An 18,646-nucleotide genomic window follows, 5' to 3' on the forward strand; every position below is an offset into this window, starting at 1 on the left:
GTTTATGCACGTGTGACTTTACAAGCGCATTTCTTGAAGTCGGTCTCCTTGGAGATCGGACAGGTCGCATCAAGCGTCAGCTTGTTCACGAGTTGCCCCTCATCGAACCAAGGCATGTAGACCAGACCGCGCGGCACCTTGTTGCGCCCCCGTGTCTCGACCCGGCTGAAGACCTCGCCGCGCCGTGTGGAGAGCGAGATTTCCTGCCCCCGCCGCAACCCGCGATCCTTGGCATCGTCGGGATGCATGTAGACCACAGCGGAGGGGAAGGCGCGGTGCAGCTCCGGCACCCGGCGTGTCATGGAGCCGGAATGCCAGTGCTCCAGAACGCGGCCTGTGCACAGCCACAGATCATATTCGCCATCGGGCTCTTCTGCGGCAGGCTCGTAGGGCGCAAAGATGATGTTGGCGCGGCCGTCCTTCTTGCCGTAGAACTTCACGCCCGCACCTTCCGGCACGTAAGGGTCATAGCCTTCGCGGAACCGGTAGAGCGTCTCCTTGCCCTCCACGACCGGCCACCGCAGACCGCGCGCTTTGTGATAGACCTCGAAATCGGCCAGATCATGCGCGTGGCCGCGCCCGAAATTGGCGTATTCCTCAAAGAGGCCCTTCTGGACGTAGAAGCCGAAGTGCTGGCTCTCGTCATTGTCAAAGCCTTCCGCGGTCTCGGACAGGGGATATTTGTCCACCGATCCATTGGCGAAGAGCACGTCATAGAGCGTCTTGCCCGCATATTCCGGGGCCGTGGCCACGAATTCGGCGCCCCAGGCTTCCTCAACGGTGAAGCGCTTGGAAAACTCCATGAGCTGCCAGAGGTCAGACTTGGCCTCGCCGGGAGGCGAAACTTGCTGACGCCAGAATTGGGTCCGCCTTTCGGCATTGCCATAGGCGCCTTCCTTCTCGACCCACATGGCCGTGGGCAGGATCAAGTCCGCCGAGACGGTTGTCATCGTGGGGTAGGGGTCGGAGACGGTGATGAAGTTCTCGGGGTTGCGATATCCCGGGAAGCCTTCCTCGTTCATATTGGGCGCGGCTTGCATGTTATTGTTGCACTGGACCCAATAGGCGTTGAGATCACCGTCCTTGAGCTTGCGGTGCTGGAGGACTGCGTGGAAGCCGGGCTTGGCGGGGATCGTGCCCGGGGGCACTTTCCAGGCGGTCTCGCAGATCTCGCGGTGCTTGTCGTTTTTGACGACCATGTCGGCGGGCAGACGGTGGGCAAAGGTGCCCACTTCGCGGGCGGTCCCGCAGGCCGAGGGCTGACCGGTTAGCGAGAAGGGTGAATTGCCCGGCTCGGAGATTTTGCCAACCAGCAAATGCACATTGTACATCAGCGAGTTGACCCAGGAGCCGCGCGTATGCTGGTTGAAGCCCATGGTCCACAGGCTCATCACCTTGCGGTTGGGATCGGCATATTGCTTGGCCAGTCTCTCCAAAGCCGCCACCGGCACGCCGGAGAGCTCGGAGACCTTCTCGGCGGTATATTCAGACACCGCTTCGGCATATTCCTCGAAGGTCATCGGGCTCAGCTTGCCCGCGTTGGGGTTGGCGGCGGCTTGTTGCAATTCGTGGCTATCGCGCAGCCCGTAGCCAATATCCGTCGCGGTTTTGGTGATGTTGACGTGGTTCTTGACGAACTCCTCGTTCACCGCGCCGGTCTGGATGATGTAATTCGCGATGTAGTTCAGGATCGCGAGATCGGTCTGGGGTTTGAAAATCATGCCATTGTCGGCCAGCTCAAAAGAGCGGTGCGTGTAAGTCGAGAGCACATGGACTTCCGCGCCGGGCTTGGTCAGGCGCGTATCGGTGAGGCGCGACCATAGGATCGGGTGCATCTCCGCCATGTTGGAGCCCCAAAGCACAAAGGTATCGGCATGCTCCAGATCGTCATAACAGCCCATGGGCTCGTCAATGCCGAAGGTGCGGATGAAACCCGCAACGGCGGAGGCCATGCAATGACGTGCGTTGGGGTCGATATTGTTGGACCGCATGCCCGCTTTCATGAGCTTGGCGGCGGCATAACCTTCCCAGACCGTCCACTGGCCTGAGCCGAACATGCCCACGGAGGTCGGGCCCTTCTTGGCCAGCGCCTCTTTCCACTTCTGGGCCATGACGTCGAAGGCCTCGTCCCAGGAGACGGGCTCAAACTCGCCGTTCTTGTCATAAACGCCATTGGACTTGCGCAAGAGCGGGGTCGTCAGGCGATCCTCGCCATACATGATCTTGGAGAGGAAATAGCCTTTGACGCAGTTCAGGCCGCGATTGACCGGCGCGTCAGGGTCGCCCTGCGTGGCCACAACGCGGCCTTCTTTCGTCCCCACAAGGACCGAGCAGCCTGTGCCGCAGAACCGGCAGGCCGCCTTGTCCCACCGGATGCCCTGAATTTGGGCGGTGGCCGTTGCATTGCCTGCCATTGGGATGCCTGCGGCCGCGGCGGTTGTTGCAGCGGCTGTGGCCTTGAGGAAAGTACGGCGAGAGTCAGAGACTGTCATGGATGGGACCTCCGGATGTGTGTTGCGGGGCGGGGGCCAGACGGGGATGTGTCTCCGCCGGATCCTCGAAATGATGGAAATTCAGGGTGAGGGAGAGCACGCCGGGAACCTTGTGCAACTCCATGATGATCTCGGAGGCGAAGCTCTCCTTCGTATCCTCGACCACGACGACAAACCGGTGGTCCTCGCTCTCGGCATGGACCTCTACGCCGGGCATGGCCTGCATGGCCTCGCGCGCAAGCGCCTCCTTGCCGGGTGCAATGTGGATCAGGCATCCGCAAATGTTCATGCGACGGGCTCCTTGGCTGTTTGGCGGGCAGGGTTTGGATCGGATGTCAGGGTAAGGGCAGCGACCGGACAGGTGCTGACGCAGGCGCCGCATCCCGTGCAGGCCTCAGCCTCAACACGCAGCGCCCCGACACCTCCGGCACGCAGATCAAAACGCAAAGCGTCAGTTTCGCAAAAATCTGTACACAGACGGCAGGACACGTGGCTGGCCAGCAGGCAAGAGGGGCCGATCTGGGCCACGAGATCCCAGGGCTGCATATCTGTTGGGGCAAAAACCCCTTCGTGACAGGCCTCGGCGCAGGCGCCACAGAAGGTACATTCGCCACGGCTGAAATCGACGCTGGGGGTCCGGGCCGGACCGGGGATCAGGATGGCTTCGGGGCAGGCCCGCAGGCAATCGCCGCATGAGGTGCACTCCGCGCGTATGCTTGCCTCGTTGCTCCAAGGCGGGCGCTGGACGTCGCGGCTGCGCGCAGATATCGCCTGAAACGCGCTCATCGCTGTATGGCCTCCGGGGTCCGGCGCCCGAAGGTGCTCGGATGTGCCCTGAGATGGTCTGCGACAGGCAAGGACAAGAGTGATCTCCCAACTGAGTTGAGTGTCAACTTGCGGCGGGTGTCCTCGCACGGCTTTGATTCAGGTCAAATGAGTGTTTTCGATGTCTCTTTTTTTTCTTGCGATGCAGAGGAAGCGCTGCCCAACAGGTTTTTCGTAAGCTGGCTTGCCTAAAAAACAGGCTCAGGGCGAGGGGTCAGTCCCGTCGTCTTGTAAAAAGCGCCGCGCGGTCTGGGCGGCATCCGAGATATGCGTATCAACAGCGCTGCGCGCCGCCGCCCCGTCGCCACTCAGGATCGCATCCCGGATGGCATGGATGTGGCGTATCCCGGGCTGTGCCCGGTCGCGGGTCGACAGGGTCAGTGCGCGCAGGCGACTGATCCGCCCATTGAGCCGTTGCACCACATCCCACGCGATGTCATGGCCCGCTTCTTCGAAGATCAATGCATAAAACCGGGTGGTCGCCTGCAGCAGATCTGACCAATGCGTATCAGACATCTTGGCGCCGACCTGATCGACGGCAGCGCTCAGGCGGGGACCGAAGGCCGGGCTCTGACGCTCAGCAGCTGCGGCGGCGGCGGAGCTTTCGAGCTGGCGGCGAATGTCGTAGATTTGCTTGGCCTGATCCCAATTCAAGGTCGCCACGATGGGCCCTTTGTTGGGCAGGATATCCACGAGGCCCTCCGCTTCGAGATAGCGGATCGTCTCGCGGATGACCGTCCGGCTCACGCCCAGCTGCTCACACAAAGGGCGCTCCACAAGCCTGTCACCGGGCGCAAAATGCCCGGAGATGATGGCATCGCGCATGCGCGACTGGACCATGTCCCGCAGGGTTTGCGGTGCTTTTTCAATCTTTTGCAGGGTGGGTTTGTCTGCCGCCATGCTGCCAGCGATAGCATCGGGGCAGGGCGCTCACAAGAATTATTGACATATGGTATACCATTAGACCACTCTGGCCGAAATCACCGATGAGGATGCCCGATGCCTGCCGAGATTCGTAAAACACTGCTGCATGTAGAGACGACCCTGATCGAAGGCGGCAAGCAGGCGCCTGTGCCTCTCAAGATGATCGCCGCGATGGCCGTGATCCGAAACCCCTGGGCAGGTCAGGGGTTTGTGCAGGATCTCGGCCCCGGCATTCGGGATTGTGCCTCGGATCTGGGAGAGATGCTGACGCAGATGATCCTCGAGGCCGCGGGCGGGGGGCAGGCTGTCGAAGGCTATGGCAAGTCCGCAATTGTGGGATTGAACGGCGAGGTCGAGCATGCCTCCGCGCTGATCCACACGCTGCATTTCGGCAATCACTATCGCAATGCGGTCGGGGCGAAGTCCTATCTGTCCTTTTGCAATACGCGCGGACCGGCAAACGCACCGCTGATGATCCCGCTGATGGACAAGAATGATGGTGGACGCCGCTCTCATTACCTTACGATCCAGACCTCCGTCGCAGACGCGCCAGCGGCGGACGAGATCCTCATCGCACTCGGGGCCTCCATCGGGGGCAGGCCGCATCACCGCATCGGGGATCGCTATCAGGACCTCAAGGAGTTGGGCCATGACGTCGACAACCCTGCGGCTGTCTGAGACGGGCCGGGCCATTGGTCTGCGTGAGGCGGGCTCGGGCGCGCCGGTTGTCCTGATCCACGGGGTCGGGATGCAATCCGCTGCCTGGGCGCCCCAGATAGAAGCCTTGTCCCTGACACATCACGTCATCGCACTGGACATGCCCGGCCATGGCAGCAGCGCGCCACTGCCGCAAGGCAGTCAGCTGCCCGCGTATGTGGCCTGGCTCCGGGAGGCTCTGACGGGAATAACCTCCGCGCCTGTGAGCCTCGTGGGGCATTCCATGGGTGCGCTGATCGCGGCGGGTTTTGCCGTCAGCCACCCGGGGCAGGTCGCGCGTGTGGCGCTTCTCAACGGCGTGTATCGCCGCAGCGCCGAAGCGCGCGCTGCCGTCAGACAGCGGGCCGCGGAGATTGCTGCGGGACATCACGACATCGACACGCCGCTCAAACGCTGGTTTGGAGACACGCCTGCGGAGCAAAAGGCGCGGGCCGCCGTTGCCCGCTGGCTTCGCGCCGTTGAGCTGGAGGGTTACGCCAATGCCTACACGGCCTTTGCGACGGGCGATGCGACCTATGCCGACAGGTTTGCAGAAATCAGCTGTCCCTTCCTCGCGCTGACCGGTGCACAGGATCCAAACTCCACGCCGCGCATGGCGCAGGCCATGGCCGAAGCGGTGCAGGACGGTCAGGCTGTGGTGATTGATGGCCACAGGCATATGGTCAACCTCACGGCGCCGGATGTGGTCACCGGGCATCTCAACGCATGGCTCTCGCGCACAGCCAAGACAAGGGAGGCGCTTCGATGACCCATGACCCGCGCGCCTTGCGCGACGCCTTTGGTGTGTTCATGACCGGGGTGACGGTGGTGACATCTTACGATGCCTCTGACGCGCCCATTGGATTTGCCGCCAATTCCTTTTCGTCGGTGTCTCTGGACCCGCCGCTGATCCTCGTTTGCGTGGCCAATAGCTCGCGGAACTATGAGGCCTTGGTGAGCGCGCGCCATTTCGCCGTGAATATCCTGTCCGCGACACAGATCGAGGTGTCCAACACCTTTGCGCGCCCGGTCGAAGATCGCTTCGCCGCTGTGAACTGGCGCCATGGACCCCATGGCGCGCCGATCCTTGAGGATGTCTCTGCGTGGTTTGATTGCGCGATGCACAAGATCGTGGAGGCCGGAGATCACGCCATCCTGATCGGCGAGGTGAAGGCCTTTGATGCGACGCCAGCGCCCGGTCTGGGCTATGCGCGCGGTGCCTATGTTACACCATCAACGACAAGCGACGCGTTGGGCCAGGACAGCGCATTGGTTGTCTCCGCGCTCATAGAGCGGGCGGGTGAGGTATTGCTGGTTGATGATGGGGCTGGTGGCGTGACGTTGCCGGAGACTGTGGTCCAGGCAGACGACGGGGCAACGGCTGCGCTGCGCCGCTTGATCGCGACGACGGGTCTGAACGCAGAGCCCGGCTTCATCTACTCTGTGTTTGAGGATGTCGGTCGCAAGCGTCAGCATATTGCGTTTCTCTGTCAGGCAGAGGCCAATGCGACGCCGCGCCATGGCACCTTCGTGCCCGCCAAGGACGCGCGCTTTGATGATGTCGCAGATCCCGCCATGCTGACCATGCTGGAGCGTTTTGCCATGGAGAGCGCGCTGGGCAATTTCGGCATTTACTTTGGCACACAAAAGAGCGGCCAGGTCCGCACCATGGTCTGAGGAGGGGGATCAATGCGGTTTTCGCTGTTTGTTCATATGGAACGCACCGCAGCTGAACAGGATCAGAAAGAGCTCTACGATCAATTCGTGGCGCTGGCCAAGATGGCGGATGAGGGCGGCATGCATGCGGTCTGGACTGGAGAGCATCACGGGATGGATTTCACCATTGCGCCCAATCCCTTCCTCAACCTGATCGACCTCGCGCGCCAGACCAAACATGTGCGGCTGGGCACGGGCACGATCATTGCGCCGTTCTGGCATCCGATCCGCCTTGCGGGCGAAGCGGCCATGGCGGATATGATCATGGAGGGCCGCCTTGATCTGGGCGTTGCGCGCGGGGCTTACAGCTATGAATACGAGCGCATGGTGCCCGGTATGGATGCTTGGGATGCAGGTCAGCGCATGCGCGAGCTGGTGCCTGCGGTCAAAGGCCTGTGGGAGGGGGATTATGCGCAGGAGGGGGTCTATCATTCCTTTCCGGCGACGACGTCATCGCCCCGACCGGTTCAGGAGGGCGGCCCTCCGATTTGGGTCGCTGCGCGCGATCCCAACAGCCATGAATTTGCCATCGAACAGGGCTGCCATGTGCAGGTCACGCCGCTCTGGCAGGGCGACGAGGAAATCACGCGCTTGATGGACACGTTCAACGCGGCCTGCGCCAAGTATCCGGACGTGACGCGGCCCCAGATCATGCTGCTCAACCACACCTACATCGCCGAAGATGCGCAGGACGTGGCGCAGGCGGCCCAAGAGATCAATCGCTTCTACTGCTATTTCGGGGCTTGGTTTCAGAACAAGCGGCCCGTGTCGCAGGGGCTGATCGCGCCGCTCTCGGACGACGAGATTGCGGCGCATCCGTTCTACAGCCCCGAGGCCATGGTGCGTGACAATGTGATTGCGACGCCTGAAGACGCGACACGGCGCATCAAAAGCTATGAAGCGCTGGGCTATGACGAATATGCCTTCTGGATTGACAGCGGCATGAGTTTTGAGCGCAAAAAGGCCTCGCTTGCCCGCTTCATGACGCAAGTCATGCCCGCTTTTGCCTGAAGGACAGAGAATGCAGCAGTTTCAGCACTATATCGGCGGCGCTTTCTCAGACGGGGCGGCGCAGTTTGACAGCTACGATCCCGCGACCGGGGCGGTTTGGGCGCGGATGCCCGAAGCGCGTCAGGCGGAGGTCGAGGCGGCGGTCAGAGCGGCACGCAATGCGTTTCGCAGCCCTGTTTGGGCGGGTATGACCGCTTCAGCGAGGGGCAAGCTATTGCACAGACTGGCCGATCTTGTGGCGGAGAACGCGCCCCGGCTGGCGGAGCTGGAGACGCGGGACACAGGCAAGATCATTCGCGAAACCTCCGCTCAGATTGCCTATGTGGCCGAGTATTATCGCTACTATGCGGGGCTCGCAGACAAGATCGAGGGGGCGCATCTGCCCATCGACAAGCCGGATATGGAGGTCTGGCTGCGGCGTGAACCTGTGGGGGTCGTGGCCGCTGTTGTGCCCTGGAACTCGCAGCTGTTCCTCTCCGCGGTCAAGATCGGCCCTGCCTTGGCGGCGGGATGCACGATGGTGCTCAAGGCCTCCGAGGATGGGCCTGCGCCGATGCTGGAATTTGCCCGGATCTTCGATCAGGCGGGCTTTCCGCCCGGCGTGCTCAATGTCATTACCGGGTTTGGCGCGGACTGCGGCGCGGTACTCACCAGCCACCCCGACGTGGATCATGTGGCCTTCACCGGCGGGCCGGAAACGGCGCGTCATGTGGTGCGAAACTCAGCGGAAAACCTCGCCTCAACCTCGCTTGAGCTGGGGGGCAAATCGCCCTTCATCGTGTTTGAGGATGCGGATATCGAGAGCGCCGTGAACGCGCAAATATCTGGCATTTTCGCCGCCACCGGGCAAAGCTGTGTCGCGGGATCACGGCTGGTGATCTCAAGCCAGATCAAGGATGCCTTTCTGAGCCAGCTGAAGGCCAAAGCCGAGGCCATTGTCATTGGCGCTCCTGACGACATGGCCACAGAAGTGGGGCCTTTGTGTACGCAGGCGCAACGCGACAAGGCCGTGGCCCTTTGTGAGGCCTCTGTGGCCAAAGGTGCGAGGCTTGTGACGGGGGGTGCCGCGCTGGATCGGGCAGGGCATTACGTCCCGCCCACGATCCTCGATTGCTCCGATGCGCCAGACGCGCCTTGTTTGCATGAGGAGGTCTTTGGCCCAGTGCTCGGCGTTGTGAGTTTTGACACGGAAGCCGAGGCGCTGCGCATCGCCAATGATACAGCTTTTGGTTTGGCCTCCGGGGTTTTCACTCGTGATCTCACCCGCGCGCATCGCATGATCCGGGGGATCAGGGCCGGGATTGTCTGGGTCAATACATACCGTGCCGTAAGCCCCATCGCGCCGTTTGGCGGCCATGGCCTGTCCGGTCACGGACGCGAAGGGGGATTGCAAGCCGCGCTCGATTATACGCGGACCAAGGCCGTCTGGCTGCGCACGAGTGACGATCCGATCCCGGACCCGTTCGTGATGCGATAGACGTAATTTACGAAATAATACCAATACCCTGTCTCTCAGCCTTAACGTGGTTTCTGATCAAAATGAGAACGTGCCAGTCGGCAACACACTCCGGCCGCGCATCTTCGGGCGTGACGCGGCGGCGCAGGATGGCTATCTCTCGACACAGGATGGCCAGCGCAGCCGTAGGGCTCCCGCGGTCCAGCATCTTGAGCCTCTTGTTTAGCCCTTTGAGAACGTTCGAATGACACCATACACCGGCATCTGGCCCGTCGCCCCAACGCCCTTTCATGATGATGGCCGCATTGATCTTGAAGGCATGAAACGCGTTCTTGATTGCCTGATCGACCAGGGCGCAGACGGGATTTGCATCCTCGCGAATTTCTCGGAGCAATTCCTGATTTCAGACGCCGAACGCGAGACACTGGCGCAGCTCAGCGTGGAACACGTCGCAGGCCGCGTGCCGGTGATTGTTACGATCAGCCACTATGCCACGCAGATCGCGGTTGAGCGTGCCCGGTTTGCCAAACATCTGGGCGCCGATATCGTGATGATGATGCCGCCCTATCACGGCGCGTTGCTCAAGGGCACACCGGAGCAGAGCTTCGAGCAATTTGCCGCTGTGAGTGAGGTGGGCCTGCCGATCATGGTGCAGGATGCGCCGCTCTCGGGCGTTGACCTTTCCGTGCCGCTGCTGGTGCGCATGGCGCAAGAGATCGAGATGGTGAAGCTCTTCAAGATCGAATGCCCCAGGGCCGCCAACAAGATACGCGCCTTGATCGAGCAGGGGGGCGCGGCCATTGAAGCGCCTTTTGATGGTGAGGAAGCCATCACCTTGCTGGCCGATCTGGATGCAGGCGCCACAGGGTCCATGACAAGCGGCATGATCGTGGATCAGATCAAACCTGTCATCACGCGCCATCTTGCGGGCGACATCTCCGGCGCGACGGAGGCCTATGGGCGCGTGGCGATGGCGATCAATCACGAAAACCGCCAATGCGGCTGGCAATCGTGCAAGGCGGCCATGGTCGAGGGCGGCGTGATCAGGTCGGACTTCTGCCGCCATCCGATCCCGCCGCTGCATCCCGCCATCCGGCAGCGACTGATGGACCTTCTGCGCCCGCTGGACCCTGTTGTGCTCAAGTGGGGCCATTGACCCGCAGGGATTTGCCCAGACAGGGGGCTCTGGCGGCTCCCATAGGGCGTGCTAGGATCAGGCAATGCGACAGCGCCAAGCAGTATCCCCGTCAACCATCAGCATCGCCACACGCATCTCATCACACGGACACCACATCATGACCTACGCACCGCACGGAAAGCACCTGATCGCAGGCCAATGGATTGGCACGTCAGGCACCGTTTCCTCCAAGCCCGCCCACGGACCGGCGTACAGCTTCTCGATTGGTACGCCCGCTCTGATAGATCAGGCCTGTCAGGCCGCAGAAGAGGCGTTCGAGACGTTCGGGCAGAGCAGTCGCGCCGCGCGGGCTGCGTTGCTCACCAGCATTGCCGATGAAATCGAGGCCCGTGGCGCCGCAATTACGGAAATAGGGACACAGGAATCCGGCTTGCCCGAGGCGCGTCTGGAAGGCGAGCGCGGACGGACAACAGGTCAGTTGCGCATGTTTGCCAGCCACATTCTGCAAGGCGATTATCTGGACCGCCGCCACGACACGGCGCTGCCCGACCGCGCGCCGCTGCCGCGTCCTGATCTGAAAATGGTCCAACGACCGATTGGTCCGGTCGCCGTTTTTGGCGCGTCCAACTTTCCCTTGGCGTTCTCGACCGCAGGCGGCGATACCGCTGCGGCTCTCGCGGCGGGCTGTCCTGTCGTGGTCAAAGGGCATCCGGCCCATCCGGGCACGGCTGAAATCGTGGCGGAGGCCATTCATGCGGCTTTGTCGGCCAGTGATCTGCCCGCCGGTGTGTTCAACTTGATCCAGGACGGCACGCGGGATGTCGGCGCATCGCTTGTCCAGCATCCGCTCATCCGCGCTGTGGGCTTTACAGGCTCACTGGCGGGAGGGCGCGCGCTCTTTGATCTCTGTGCGGCGCGGACCGATCCGATCCCGTTTTTTGGTGAGCTGGGGTCCGTGAACCCGATGTTTCTTCTGCCCGAGGCCATGGCGGCGCGCGGCGCGGAGCTGGGGTCCGGCTGGGCAGGCTCGCTGAGCATGGGGGCCGGGCAGTTCTGCACGAACCCCGGAATTGCCGTGGTCCTGCCCGGGTCTGACGCGTTCGTGGCCGCAGCGGTGGAGGCCTTGGAAGCGCAAGCCCCACAGACCATGCTCACCGATGGCATTGCGGATGCCTACCGGTCCGGCGTCGCGCGTTTGGCCCGCGGAGACGGGGTTAGCCAAAGACTGGGCACGGCCTGTGATGGGCGCATGGCAACCCCCTTTCTCTTCGAGATCTCTGCGCAGGATTGGCTGCGCGATCATGATTTGCAGGAAGAGGTTTTTGGTCCGGTGGGCATTGTTGTGACCGCGAAAGACACTGACGAGATGGCCCGTATTGCGCGGTCCATCCAGGGCCAGCTGACCTGCACTCTCCACATGGAGCCGGGCGATACCGAACACGCGAAAGCCCTCATGCCGCTGCTCGAGCGCAAGGCGGGGCGTGTGCTGGTCAATGGGTTTCCCACGGGTGTGGAGGTCTGTGATGCGATGGTGCATGGCGGGCCTTACCCAGCGTCGACGAATTTTGGTGCAACGTCCGTAGGCTCCCTGGCCATCCGGCGTTTCTTGCGTCCCGTGTGCTACCAGAATGTGCCGGATGCGCTTTTGCCCACGGACTTTTGAGGTTTTTCCGAGAGCAAAAAAGGCGATCCGGGCAGGCGCGCTCTTTTGCGCCTGCTGACAGGCGGTTCAACGTTCGCGCCGTTGCGCGCCAAAGAGCAGCACGAAGACAAAGACCGCGCCTACCGACGTCGTGACAATGCCAACAGGAATTTCCTGCGGAGCCAGGACAAGCCGGGCAATCAGATCAGATGCGGTCAAGAGGATGGCGCCGATCATGGCGGAGGCCGGGATGAGCGGTCCATGCAGAGGCCCCACAAGCCCGCGCGCCAGATGGGGCACCATGAGCCCGACGAAGCCAATCACGCCCGCCACCGAGACAAAGGCCGCCGTTGCCAAAGCGCAGGCGAGAAAGAGCCCCATGCGAAAACGCGCAATGGGCACGCCGAGACTGTGGGCCGTGGTATCGCCCGCAAGAAGCGCGTCAAGCCAGCGACGACGGTAGAGCGACAGGCCGAGGATCAGACCGAGCCCTGCGAGGATCAGTGGCAAACTATCCCAGCGCGCAAGGCCGAGCCCACCCAGCATCCAGAACACGATGGAATGTGCGGCGCGATTATCGCCTGCGAAGATGAGATAATTGGTGAGCGCGGCGAAAAGGAAGGAGACCGCCAGCCCCGCGAGGATCAGCTTTTCCGGCGCGTCGCTTTGCAGGCTGCGGACCAGCGCGAGAACGATGAGGGACGCGATGATACCGCCCGTAAAGGCCGCCAGTGGCAGCGTCCAGAACCCCAGAACATCGCCGGTGACTGTTATGACAAAAACCGCCCCTGCGGCGGCGCCTGACGACAGCCCAAAAAGAAACGGATCGGCGAGATCATTGCGCGTCGTGGTTTGCAAAAGCGCCCCGACGATGCCCAGACCCGCCCCGATGACTGCAGAAAAGAGCGCCCGCGGCAGACGCAACTCAAAGACAATGCGCTCCATGGGCGCGGGCGCGGTTTCGCCAAATCCCAAACCGCCCTGGATCGCGGTAAAGACCGTTGCGAGCGGGATGTCCGCGCTGCCGTACAGGACAGACAGCAAAATGAGGGCGACCAACACGGCCGCCCCCAAAACCATCACCACGCCAAAACGCGGCACTTAGAAAAGGCCGGGATGCATGGCACGCGCGATCTTTTCGATGGCGGCGATATTGGCAGGCCCCGGCGTCAGCTCTTCATAGCGCAGGCCAATCCATGCCTCATTGCGAACCGCATCCGTGGTCGACATGACCGGGTGGTCTTTGAGGAACTGAAACGTGTCTTCCGCGCCATTTCCCGTCTGGTAATCCAGCAGGATCAGGAATTCAGGGTTCGCCGCGGCGACCGCTTCCCAGGAGGAGCGCCCCCAGCTGGTCTCCATGTCCCCGGTGACGTTCGCGCCGCCTGCGGCTGTAATCATGGCGTCGGGAATGGCAAATTTCCCGGCGGTGAACGGCGCATCGGCGGGCCCATCCAGCAGGAAAACGCGCGGCGCGGCGACATCGTCTGTCTTGCTTTCAATGGCGGCCAGTTGTTTTTTCCAGCCCGCAACCAGCGCTTCTGCCGTCTCAGTGACATCCATGACCTTGCCCAGCCGCAGCACATCGTCAAAGAGCAGATCCATGCTGGCCCCGGGCCGGTCATCGTGCAGATGCACACAGCTTTCTGTGAGCACCATCGTCTGGATGCCAAACGGGGCCAGTGTATCGGGCGTGACATCGCCGCCGGGCTTCATGCCATAATACCAACCGGCGAAAAACAGATCGGGTTCGACCGTTAGAAGGTTTTCGACGGTGGGATATTTTGGCGCAAGCTCGGGGATATCGCCGCGCTCGGCGTCAAAGGTGGGGCTTGTCTTGTACCAGCCTGTGATCCCAGTGAGGCCGACGATGCGATCCTGCAATCCCAGCGCGAAGGCCATTTCGGTCATGTTCATGTCATGGACAACAAGGCGCTCAGGCGTTTCTGCGAAGCTCAGGGGCGTGCCGCAATTGTCGACGGTCACGTCGGCCAGAGCAGGGGAGGCTGCGAAAGCGCAGAGCATCAGGGGGGCGATGCGGGAGGGTGTCATGGGTCTTTCCTTCAAATTGACACAGAGGTTTTGCGAATATCGAGCGCGGGGATGACGCGTTCTTCATAGGGCAGGAGCAGGTAGCTCACGCCGAATGTCTGTTGGACGGCCTCAGGGGTCAAAACCTCCGATGCAGGTCCAAAGTGCATGATGCGGCCGTCTTGCATGAGGGCGACATGGCTCGCGAATTCGGGGATCAGCACAAGGTCATGCAGGATCATGACGATGGTGATGCCCAGGGCCGAGACGAGCGAAAGCATGCGCCCCTTGGCATCCGGGTCCAGATGGTTGGTGGGCTCATCGAGCAACAAGAGCTTGGGGCGCTGCGCCAGGGCGCGGGCGATATGGGCGCGCTGCCGTTCTCCGCCCGACAGACGCGCCATGGGGCTGTCTGCCCTATCGCGCAGCTGTGCGAGATCCAACACGCGATCCAGAGCCTCTGCGTGCGCGGCGCTGGAATAATCCGCCCATATGGGCATCTGCCCCAAGGCCACATAGTCGCGCAGGCGCAACCGGCCATCGGGGTTCTCATGCTGGCTGACGAGCGCGATCTGGCGGGCGCGCGCCTCCAGCGAGAGCGACGCGAGGTCTTGCCCATCAAGGCTTACGTGGCCCGCGCTGGGGGCGACCGTGCCTGCGAGGATACGCATCAATGTGGTCTTGCCTGCACCGTTGGGCCCGGCGATCGCGAGTGTTGCGCCCGGGTCCAGCTCGAACTCGGCGCCGCTCAGAAGCTCCACACCGGCCCTGGTGTGGTAGCTCAGATCATGGGAGCACAGGAATGCGTGGCTCATGAGAGTGCAATCCCGGGCAGGCGCGCCAGCGTCTTGTCTGCCAGAGCTGCGGGCCGTTCCTGCGAGGAGGTCCAGCCGGTGGCGGAGTTCTCAAAGGCATGGGCAAATGTCGCAATGGCGCGGGCCTCAATGTCGCTTTCGATGCCGCCAAACAGGTAAGATGCCTTGCCACGGCCCTGCAATCCCACGGCAATGGGCGCATCACATGCCGCCAGACAATCCACCGCCTTGAAAACAGCGCTCTCCGGCGCGCCACGAGCGATTGCGCGGCGCAGATCAGACGCGGGCCCAGAGCCCCGGCAGGTCGTGCAAATCAGGATGATCAGGTCTGAGGACATTGCCGTTTTGGCCTCCGCCCCGGAAAAAGCAGGCAAGGGGAGAGCCGGGTCATGTCTCTGCACAAGATCTGTGCCATCGCGCCTCCTTCCAGAGCGCCCCGCTCCGGGTTGAACAACAGGTGATGGCAGGTCTCCTGACTTGCGGGTCCCGGCTCCGTTGACCTTCCCAGCCCGTCATGGCCAGTGGTGAACCAACATTGCTCGCCGCCTACAGTTGCGGGGGCAGTCACGGATTTGGCGCCTCAATGCGGTGCCGCACCGTGTTCCCTATTATTCCCGGCAGTCTCCTGCACGAGAACCATCACGCGCCGACACTATCTGCGCGCCGGGAAGTGTCAATCGGCAAGATGCCGCGTTGCGCAAATTCGGCCAGCGTCCTGTTATTCAGCGGCGACGCGCAGATCGACGACCTCGTGGGTGGTCAAACCAACCGGCGCAGGGACCGTGCGCCGCCGCCGGACAAGCGCGAACATGGGCGGCGTGAAATAAAAGCTCACCAGCGTTGAGAGCAAGACGCCCCCTGCGATGGAGACGGCAAAGGGCGGCCAGAACGCGCCCCCATCCAAAATGAGCGGCAGGAAGCCACCAAAGGTGGTGATCGTGGTCGAGATGATGTGGCGGCTTGAGCCCGTCACTACACGCGCCATCGCGTCTGCATCCCCGGCCGCCGCCTCGGCATCAGCCTGCAAGGCTGTCAGGATAATGATGGCCGCGTTTATGGAAACCCCGATCGAGCCAATCACCCCGATGATAGCCACGATGCCGAAGGGATATTGCATGATCGCCAGCGACAGCATCGAAAGCCCTGCCGCAAGCACGCACACCACCAGGGTGACGCCCGCAAGCCTGAAGGAATTGAAGGTCAAAACGATGCTGGCCACGGTGAGCGTTACAATCAGGCCGATGGACGCCAGTAGATTGCCCACTGTGTTGGCCCGCGCGTCGCTGTCGCCCCCGAGCGAGAGCGTATAGCCCTCAGGTATCTCCAAGCCGCGTTCGTCCAGTGCTGTAAGGACCTGTTGGAGGGCCTCTTCGGGCAGGACATTGGGCACGAGAAACGCCTGCACCACGTTTTCGCGCACCCCGTCGACCCGCGTGATCACGCTTTCGGCAGGCTCAAGAACGGGTGTGGCCAATTCCGACAAGGGAACAGCTGGGAAGATGCCTGTGGCTGAGAGCGTGGCAGCATTGGGCAGCACGATAGGCAGATCCGTGATGGCTTCTGCATCGCCGCGCAGGCCATTGCGGGGCAGACCCTCTCCCATCCCCTCTCCCAGCCGGACCCGGACCGGCAGTTGCTCCGTGCCCTCCACGAGAGAGCCGCCCGTGACGCCGATCAGGGCGGCATCGAGTTGCGCGGCCACATCCGTGACGTTCAATCCCAAAAGCCGCGCCTTGTCCTCGTCGATCTCGAACCGTAGCTGCGGCGCCCCGCCGTTCACGCCCGAGCGCGCCTGCGTGACCAGATCCAGATCTGACATGGCAGCACGGATGTCATCGCCCAGAGCGCGCAGGGTGGCGATGTCCTGCCCCTGAATTTTGATCTCAACGGGGGCGTCTACGGGCGGTCCTTGCACAAGCCCGCGTACGATAACCTGCGCCTGCGGAAAGTCGCGATCAAATTGCTGTTGCAAGCCCTCGACGAGGCGCGCGGCATCTGCATCGGTTTTGGTTGTGATCATCGCTTGCGCAAATCCAGGCTCCTGACTGCGCCCGCCTACGATGTTGTAGTAAAACGCAGGGCCGGATTGGCCGATGGACCAGTAGATGCTGCGCAAGCCGTCGTCGCTGCGGATGATGTTGTCCATTTCCTTGGCAACCTCTGCGGTCTCGGAGATCGCGCTGCCGGGCGGCATGGAGAGCTCGATGTAGAATTGATCGCGCTCAACCCCTGGGAAGAACTGCGCGGTCAGGGTCGGGAAGGCCACGAAACCAAGGACGGGCAAGACGAGGGACAGGGCGATGGCGCGCAGCGGATTGCTCACGGCCAATCGCACGGAGGCTTCAAAGAGCCGTCCCAAGGCCGGGATCTGAATACCATTGGAAAGCGCGCCTTTGGTATCGGCTGAGGGCAGGATCCAGCCCGCAAGGGCGGGCGTCACCGTCAGCGCAACAAAGAGCGACCAGATCAGCATCAGAACAACCGCAATCGCGATGGAGCCCACGAAATCGCCCGCCGGGCCTGGCAACAGGATCATCGGGGTGAAGGCCAGCGCCGTGGTCACCGTTGAGGCGAGGAGGGGCGCTGCCAGACGGCGCACCGCGTCGCCCACGGCTATCGCGCGCGCCATGCCGGATTTGAGCCGCTTGCGCACTTCGTCCGCCATGACAATGGCCGCATCGACCAACAGCCCCAGCGCCACGATCAGCCCCGTGACCGACATTTGGTGTATCGGCAGGCCGATGATGTTCATCGTGGCCAGCGTGGCCAGCGACACGATGGGAAGAACAGCCGCCACAATCAGGGCGGCCCGGACCCCAAGCGTCACGAGCAGTACCAAAACGACCAATCCGACGCCGATGGCCATATTCGTTGCCACCTCTGCCAAACGGTCTGTTGTGTAGGTGCTTTGATCAAAGAGCAGGGTCTCTTCGATCCCGAGGGGGATCCTGTCTGCCCCGGCCTCGAGTTCTGCGCGGACAAACCCCATCCAGCGGTCGATTTGCTGGCCCTCCTGGGCCAAGGTGCCGATGAGGATTGCAGGTTTGCCGTTGGAAAAGGCAAGCGCATCGGGGGGTGATTTGGGGCCGCGCGTGATCGTTGCGATGTCTGCCAGCCTGCTCGATGCGCCGGTCTCGGCCTCGCGCAGGACAATCTGGCGCAGACGGTCCAGCGTGTCGATCTCGCCGCTGACCGCGATGGTCAAATTCACATCGCCCTGAAGGCGCCCGGCCTGCACCTTGCCATCCGCCGCCGCGATTCGATTGGAGATGTCCCGTGCAGTGAGGCCCAGGGCCGCGGCCCGCGCGGGATCGACATGTACGAGGATCTCTTCGTCCGGCAGGCCAAAGTAATCGACCGCGCGTGTGCCCGGGATGGCGCGCAGCCTGTCGCCCAGTGCTTCCGCATGGCGCGCCATGAGCGTGAGGGGCATGTCGGGCTCGGTAGAGGTGATTGCGATCACGCTGGAATAGGCGGAGATGCCCTCAGCATTGAAATCCGGGGCCAGCACGCCCGCGGGGAACGCGCGACGGGCGTCTTCTATGGCATCGCGCGCCTCGGACCAGACCTGTTCAATCGTGGCCGCATCCAGCGTCTCGATCAGGTCAATGGAGACCACGGAGACGCCCGTGCGCGAGACGGAGCTGATCTGATCAATCTCGGCGATCTTGCGAAGCTCTTCTTCGATCTCCGCTGTAACAAGCGCCTCCACGCGTTGCGGGTCCGCGCCCGGGAATTGCGTCGTCACGGATGCGAAGAGGTTGGTGATCGTGGGATCTTCCTGCCGTCCGAGCGACAGAAAGGACGACAGGCCTGCGGAGACCAGCACCAAAATGATGAGCGCAACAAGGCGGGGGTGCCGAAAGGTGAGCGTTTCCATGGGCGTGTCTCCTCAGGGGT

Annotated in this window: 16 protein-coding genes and 1 riboswitch; of the genes, 7 read left to right on the forward strand and 9 right to left on the reverse strand. The window is 62.4% G+C overall.

The genetic code is table 11. The annotated features are described in order from the left end of the window. Positions 1 to 2: 2 nt before the first annotated feature. The 4 genes from napA to ACP15S_RS05850 form a co-directional block, all read right to left on the reverse strand. On the reverse strand, positions 3 to 2,492 hold the full coding sequence (gene napA / locus ACP15S_RS05835; RefSeq protein WP_425038633.1) for a nitrate reductase catalytic subunit NapA: 2,490 nt from the start codon (positions 2,490 to 2,492) through the stop codon (positions 3 to 5). Beyond that, positions 2,479 to 2,781 carry a chaperone NapD gene (locus tag ACP15S_RS05840; RefSeq protein WP_425038634.1) on the reverse strand — a complete coding sequence of 101 codons (303 nt, stop codon included), beginning with the start codon at positions 2,779 to 2,781 and terminating at the stop codon, positions 2,479 to 2,481. Before ACP15S_RS05840 ends, napA begins: the two co-directional genes overlap by 14 nt. After that, complete coding sequence (gene napF / locus ACP15S_RS05845) at positions 2,778 to 3,278, reverse strand: ferredoxin-type protein NapF (RefSeq protein ID WP_425038635.1); 501 nt, start codon at positions 3,276 to 3,278, stop codon at positions 2,778 to 2,780. The genes ACP15S_RS05840 and napF overlap by 4 nt, the downstream gene beginning before the upstream one ends. Positions 3,279 to 3,518: 240 nt before the next feature. Beyond that, the gene (locus tag ACP15S_RS05850; RefSeq protein WP_425038636.1) at positions 3,519 to 4,217 is read right to left on the reverse strand and encodes a GntR family transcriptional regulator; all 699 of its coding nucleotides are present in this window, start codon (positions 4,215 to 4,217) and stop codon (positions 3,519 to 3,521) included. A gap of 99 nt (positions 4,218 to 4,316) precedes the next feature. Between ACP15S_RS05850 and ACP15S_RS05855 the strand changes: the two genes are divergently transcribed. The 7 genes from ACP15S_RS05855 to ACP15S_RS05885 all read left to right on the forward strand — a co-directional run bounded on the left by ACP15S_RS05855 (position 4,317) and on the right by ACP15S_RS05885 (position 11,921). Further along, complete coding sequence (locus tag ACP15S_RS05855) at positions 4,317 to 4,919, forward strand: amino acid synthesis family protein (RefSeq protein WP_425038637.1); 603 nt, start codon at positions 4,317 to 4,319, stop codon at positions 4,917 to 4,919. After that, entirely contained in the window at positions 4,891 to 5,706 is an 816-nt protein-coding gene (locus ACP15S_RS05860) for an alpha/beta fold hydrolase (protein WP_425038638.1), read from the forward strand. The genes ACP15S_RS05855 and ACP15S_RS05860 overlap by 29 nt, the downstream gene beginning before the upstream one ends. Beyond that, the gene (locus ACP15S_RS05865; protein ID WP_425038639.1) at positions 5,703 to 6,614 is read left to right on the forward strand and encodes a flavin reductase; all 912 of its coding nucleotides are present in this window, start codon (positions 5,703 to 5,705) and stop codon (positions 6,612 to 6,614) included. Before ACP15S_RS05860 ends, ACP15S_RS05865 begins: the two co-directional genes overlap by 4 nt. A gap of 12 nt (positions 6,615 to 6,626) precedes the next feature. Then, entirely contained in the window at positions 6,627 to 7,664 is a 1,038-nt protein-coding gene (locus ACP15S_RS05870) for an LLM class flavin-dependent oxidoreductase (protein WP_425038640.1), read from the forward strand. Between the two features lie 10 nt (positions 7,665 to 7,674). Further along, positions 7,675 to 9,141 carry an aldehyde dehydrogenase gene (locus ACP15S_RS05875; protein ID WP_425038641.1) on the forward strand — a complete coding sequence of 489 codons (1,467 nt, stop codon included), beginning with the start codon at positions 7,675 to 7,677 and terminating at the stop codon, positions 9,139 to 9,141. Positions 9,142 to 9,364: 223 nt separating this feature from the next. Continuing rightward, a complete protein-coding gene (locus ACP15S_RS05880) occupies positions 9,365 to 10,276 on the forward strand; it encodes a dihydrodipicolinate synthase family protein (protein ID WP_425038642.1) in 912 nt (303 codons plus the stop codon). 139 nt (positions 10,277 to 10,415) lie between these two features. After that, a complete protein-coding gene (locus ACP15S_RS05885; protein ID WP_425038643.1) occupies positions 10,416 to 11,921 on the forward strand; it encodes an aldehyde dehydrogenase (NADP(+)) in 1,506 nt (501 codons plus the stop codon). 66 nt (positions 11,922 to 11,987) lie between these two features. On the opposite strand, the gene ACP15S_RS05890 is transcribed toward ACP15S_RS05885, so the two are convergent. The 5 genes from ACP15S_RS05890 to ACP15S_RS05910 all read right to left on the reverse strand — a co-directional run bounded on the left by ACP15S_RS05890 (position 11,988) and on the right by ACP15S_RS05910 (position 18,626). Continuing rightward, positions 11,988 to 13,001 carry a FecCD family ABC transporter permease gene (locus ACP15S_RS05890; RefSeq protein ID WP_425038644.1) on the reverse strand — a complete coding sequence of 338 codons (1,014 nt, stop codon included), beginning with the start codon at positions 12,999 to 13,001 and terminating at the stop codon, positions 11,988 to 11,990. Next, positions 13,002 to 13,952 carry an ABC transporter substrate-binding protein gene (locus ACP15S_RS05895; protein ID WP_425038645.1) on the reverse strand — a complete coding sequence of 317 codons (951 nt, stop codon included), beginning with the start codon at positions 13,950 to 13,952 and terminating at the stop codon, positions 13,002 to 13,004. Positions 13,953 to 13,963: 11 nt separating this feature from the next. Then, entirely contained in the window at positions 13,964 to 14,746 is a 783-nt protein-coding gene (locus ACP15S_RS05900) for an ABC transporter ATP-binding protein (protein ID WP_425038646.1), read from the reverse strand. Further along, on the reverse strand, positions 14,743 to 15,084 hold the full coding sequence (locus ACP15S_RS05905; protein ID WP_425038647.1) for a DUF1636 family protein: 342 nt from the start codon (positions 15,082 to 15,084) through the stop codon (positions 14,743 to 14,745). The genes ACP15S_RS05900 and ACP15S_RS05905 overlap by 4 nt, the downstream gene beginning before the upstream one ends. Before the next feature lie 107 nt (positions 15,085 to 15,191). Further along, positions 15,192 to 15,402, reverse strand: a riboswitch (cobalamin riboswitch). 62 nt (positions 15,403 to 15,464) lie between these two features. After that, on the reverse strand, positions 15,465 to 18,626 hold the full coding sequence (locus ACP15S_RS05910) for an efflux RND transporter permease subunit (RefSeq protein WP_425038648.1): 3,162 nt from the start codon (positions 18,624 to 18,626) through the stop codon (positions 15,465 to 15,467). Positions 18,627 to 18,646: the final 20 nt, after the last annotated feature.

The sequence above is a fragment of the Primorskyibacter sp. S187A genome, from assembly GCF_049800955.1.
GTDB lineage: Bacteria > Pseudomonadota > Alphaproteobacteria > Rhodobacterales > Rhodobacteraceae > JAKVBH01.

Bases quoted from the DNA above. Each gene is read 5' to 3' on its own strand.
- napF (WP_425038635.1), bottom strand. From the start codon at position 3,278: ATGAGCGCGTTTCAGGCGATATCTGCGCGCAGCCGCGACGTCCAGCGC.
- ACP15S_RS05850 (WP_425038636.1), bottom strand. From the start codon at position 4,217: ATGGCGGCAGACAAACCCACCCTGCAAAAGATTGAAAAAGCACCGCAA.
- ACP15S_RS05865 (WP_425038639.1), top strand. From the start codon at position 5,703: ATGACCCATGACCCGCGCGCCTTGCGCGACGCCTTTGGTGTGTTCATG.
- ACP15S_RS05855 (WP_425038637.1), top strand. From the start codon at position 4,317: ATGCCTGCCGAGATTCGTAAAACACTGCTGCATGTAGAGACGACCCTG.
- ACP15S_RS05870 (WP_425038640.1), top strand. From the start codon at position 6,627: ATGCGGTTTTCGCTGTTTGTTCATATGGAACGCACCGCAGCTGAACAG.
- ACP15S_RS05875 (WP_425038641.1), top strand. From the start codon at position 7,675: ATGCAGCAGTTTCAGCACTATATCGGCGGCGCTTTCTCAGACGGGGCG.
- ACP15S_RS05885 (WP_425038643.1), top strand. From the start codon at position 10,416: ATGACCTACGCACCGCACGGAAAGCACCTGATCGCAGGCCAATGGATT.
- ACP15S_RS05900 (WP_425038646.1), bottom strand. From the start codon at position 14,746: ATGAGCCACGCATTCCTGTGCTCCCATGATCTGAGCTACCACACCAGG.
- ACP15S_RS05910 (WP_425038648.1), bottom strand. From the start codon at position 18,626: ATGGAAACGCTCACCTTTCGGCACCCCCGCCTTGTTGCGCTCATCATT.
- ACP15S_RS05905 (WP_425038647.1), bottom strand. From the start codon at position 15,084: ATGTCCTCAGACCTGATCATCCTGATTTGCACGACCTGCCGGGGCTCT.
- ACP15S_RS05860 (WP_425038638.1), top strand. From the start codon at position 4,891: ATGACGTCGACAACCCTGCGGCTGTCTGAGACGGGCCGGGCCATTGGT.
- ACP15S_RS05895 (WP_425038645.1), bottom strand. From the start codon at position 13,952: ATGACACCCTCCCGCATCGCCCCCCTGATGCTCTGCGCTTTCGCAGCC.
- napA (WP_425038633.1), bottom strand. From the start codon at position 2,492: ATGACAGTCTCTGACTCTCGCCGTACTTTCCTCAAGGCCACAGCCGCT.
- ACP15S_RS05880 (WP_425038642.1), top strand. From the start codon at position 9,365: ATGACACCATACACCGGCATCTGGCCCGTCGCCCCAACGCCCTTTCAT.
- ACP15S_RS05840 (WP_425038634.1), bottom strand. From the start codon at position 2,781: ATGAACATTTGCGGATGCCTGATCCACATTGCACCCGGCAAGGAGGCG.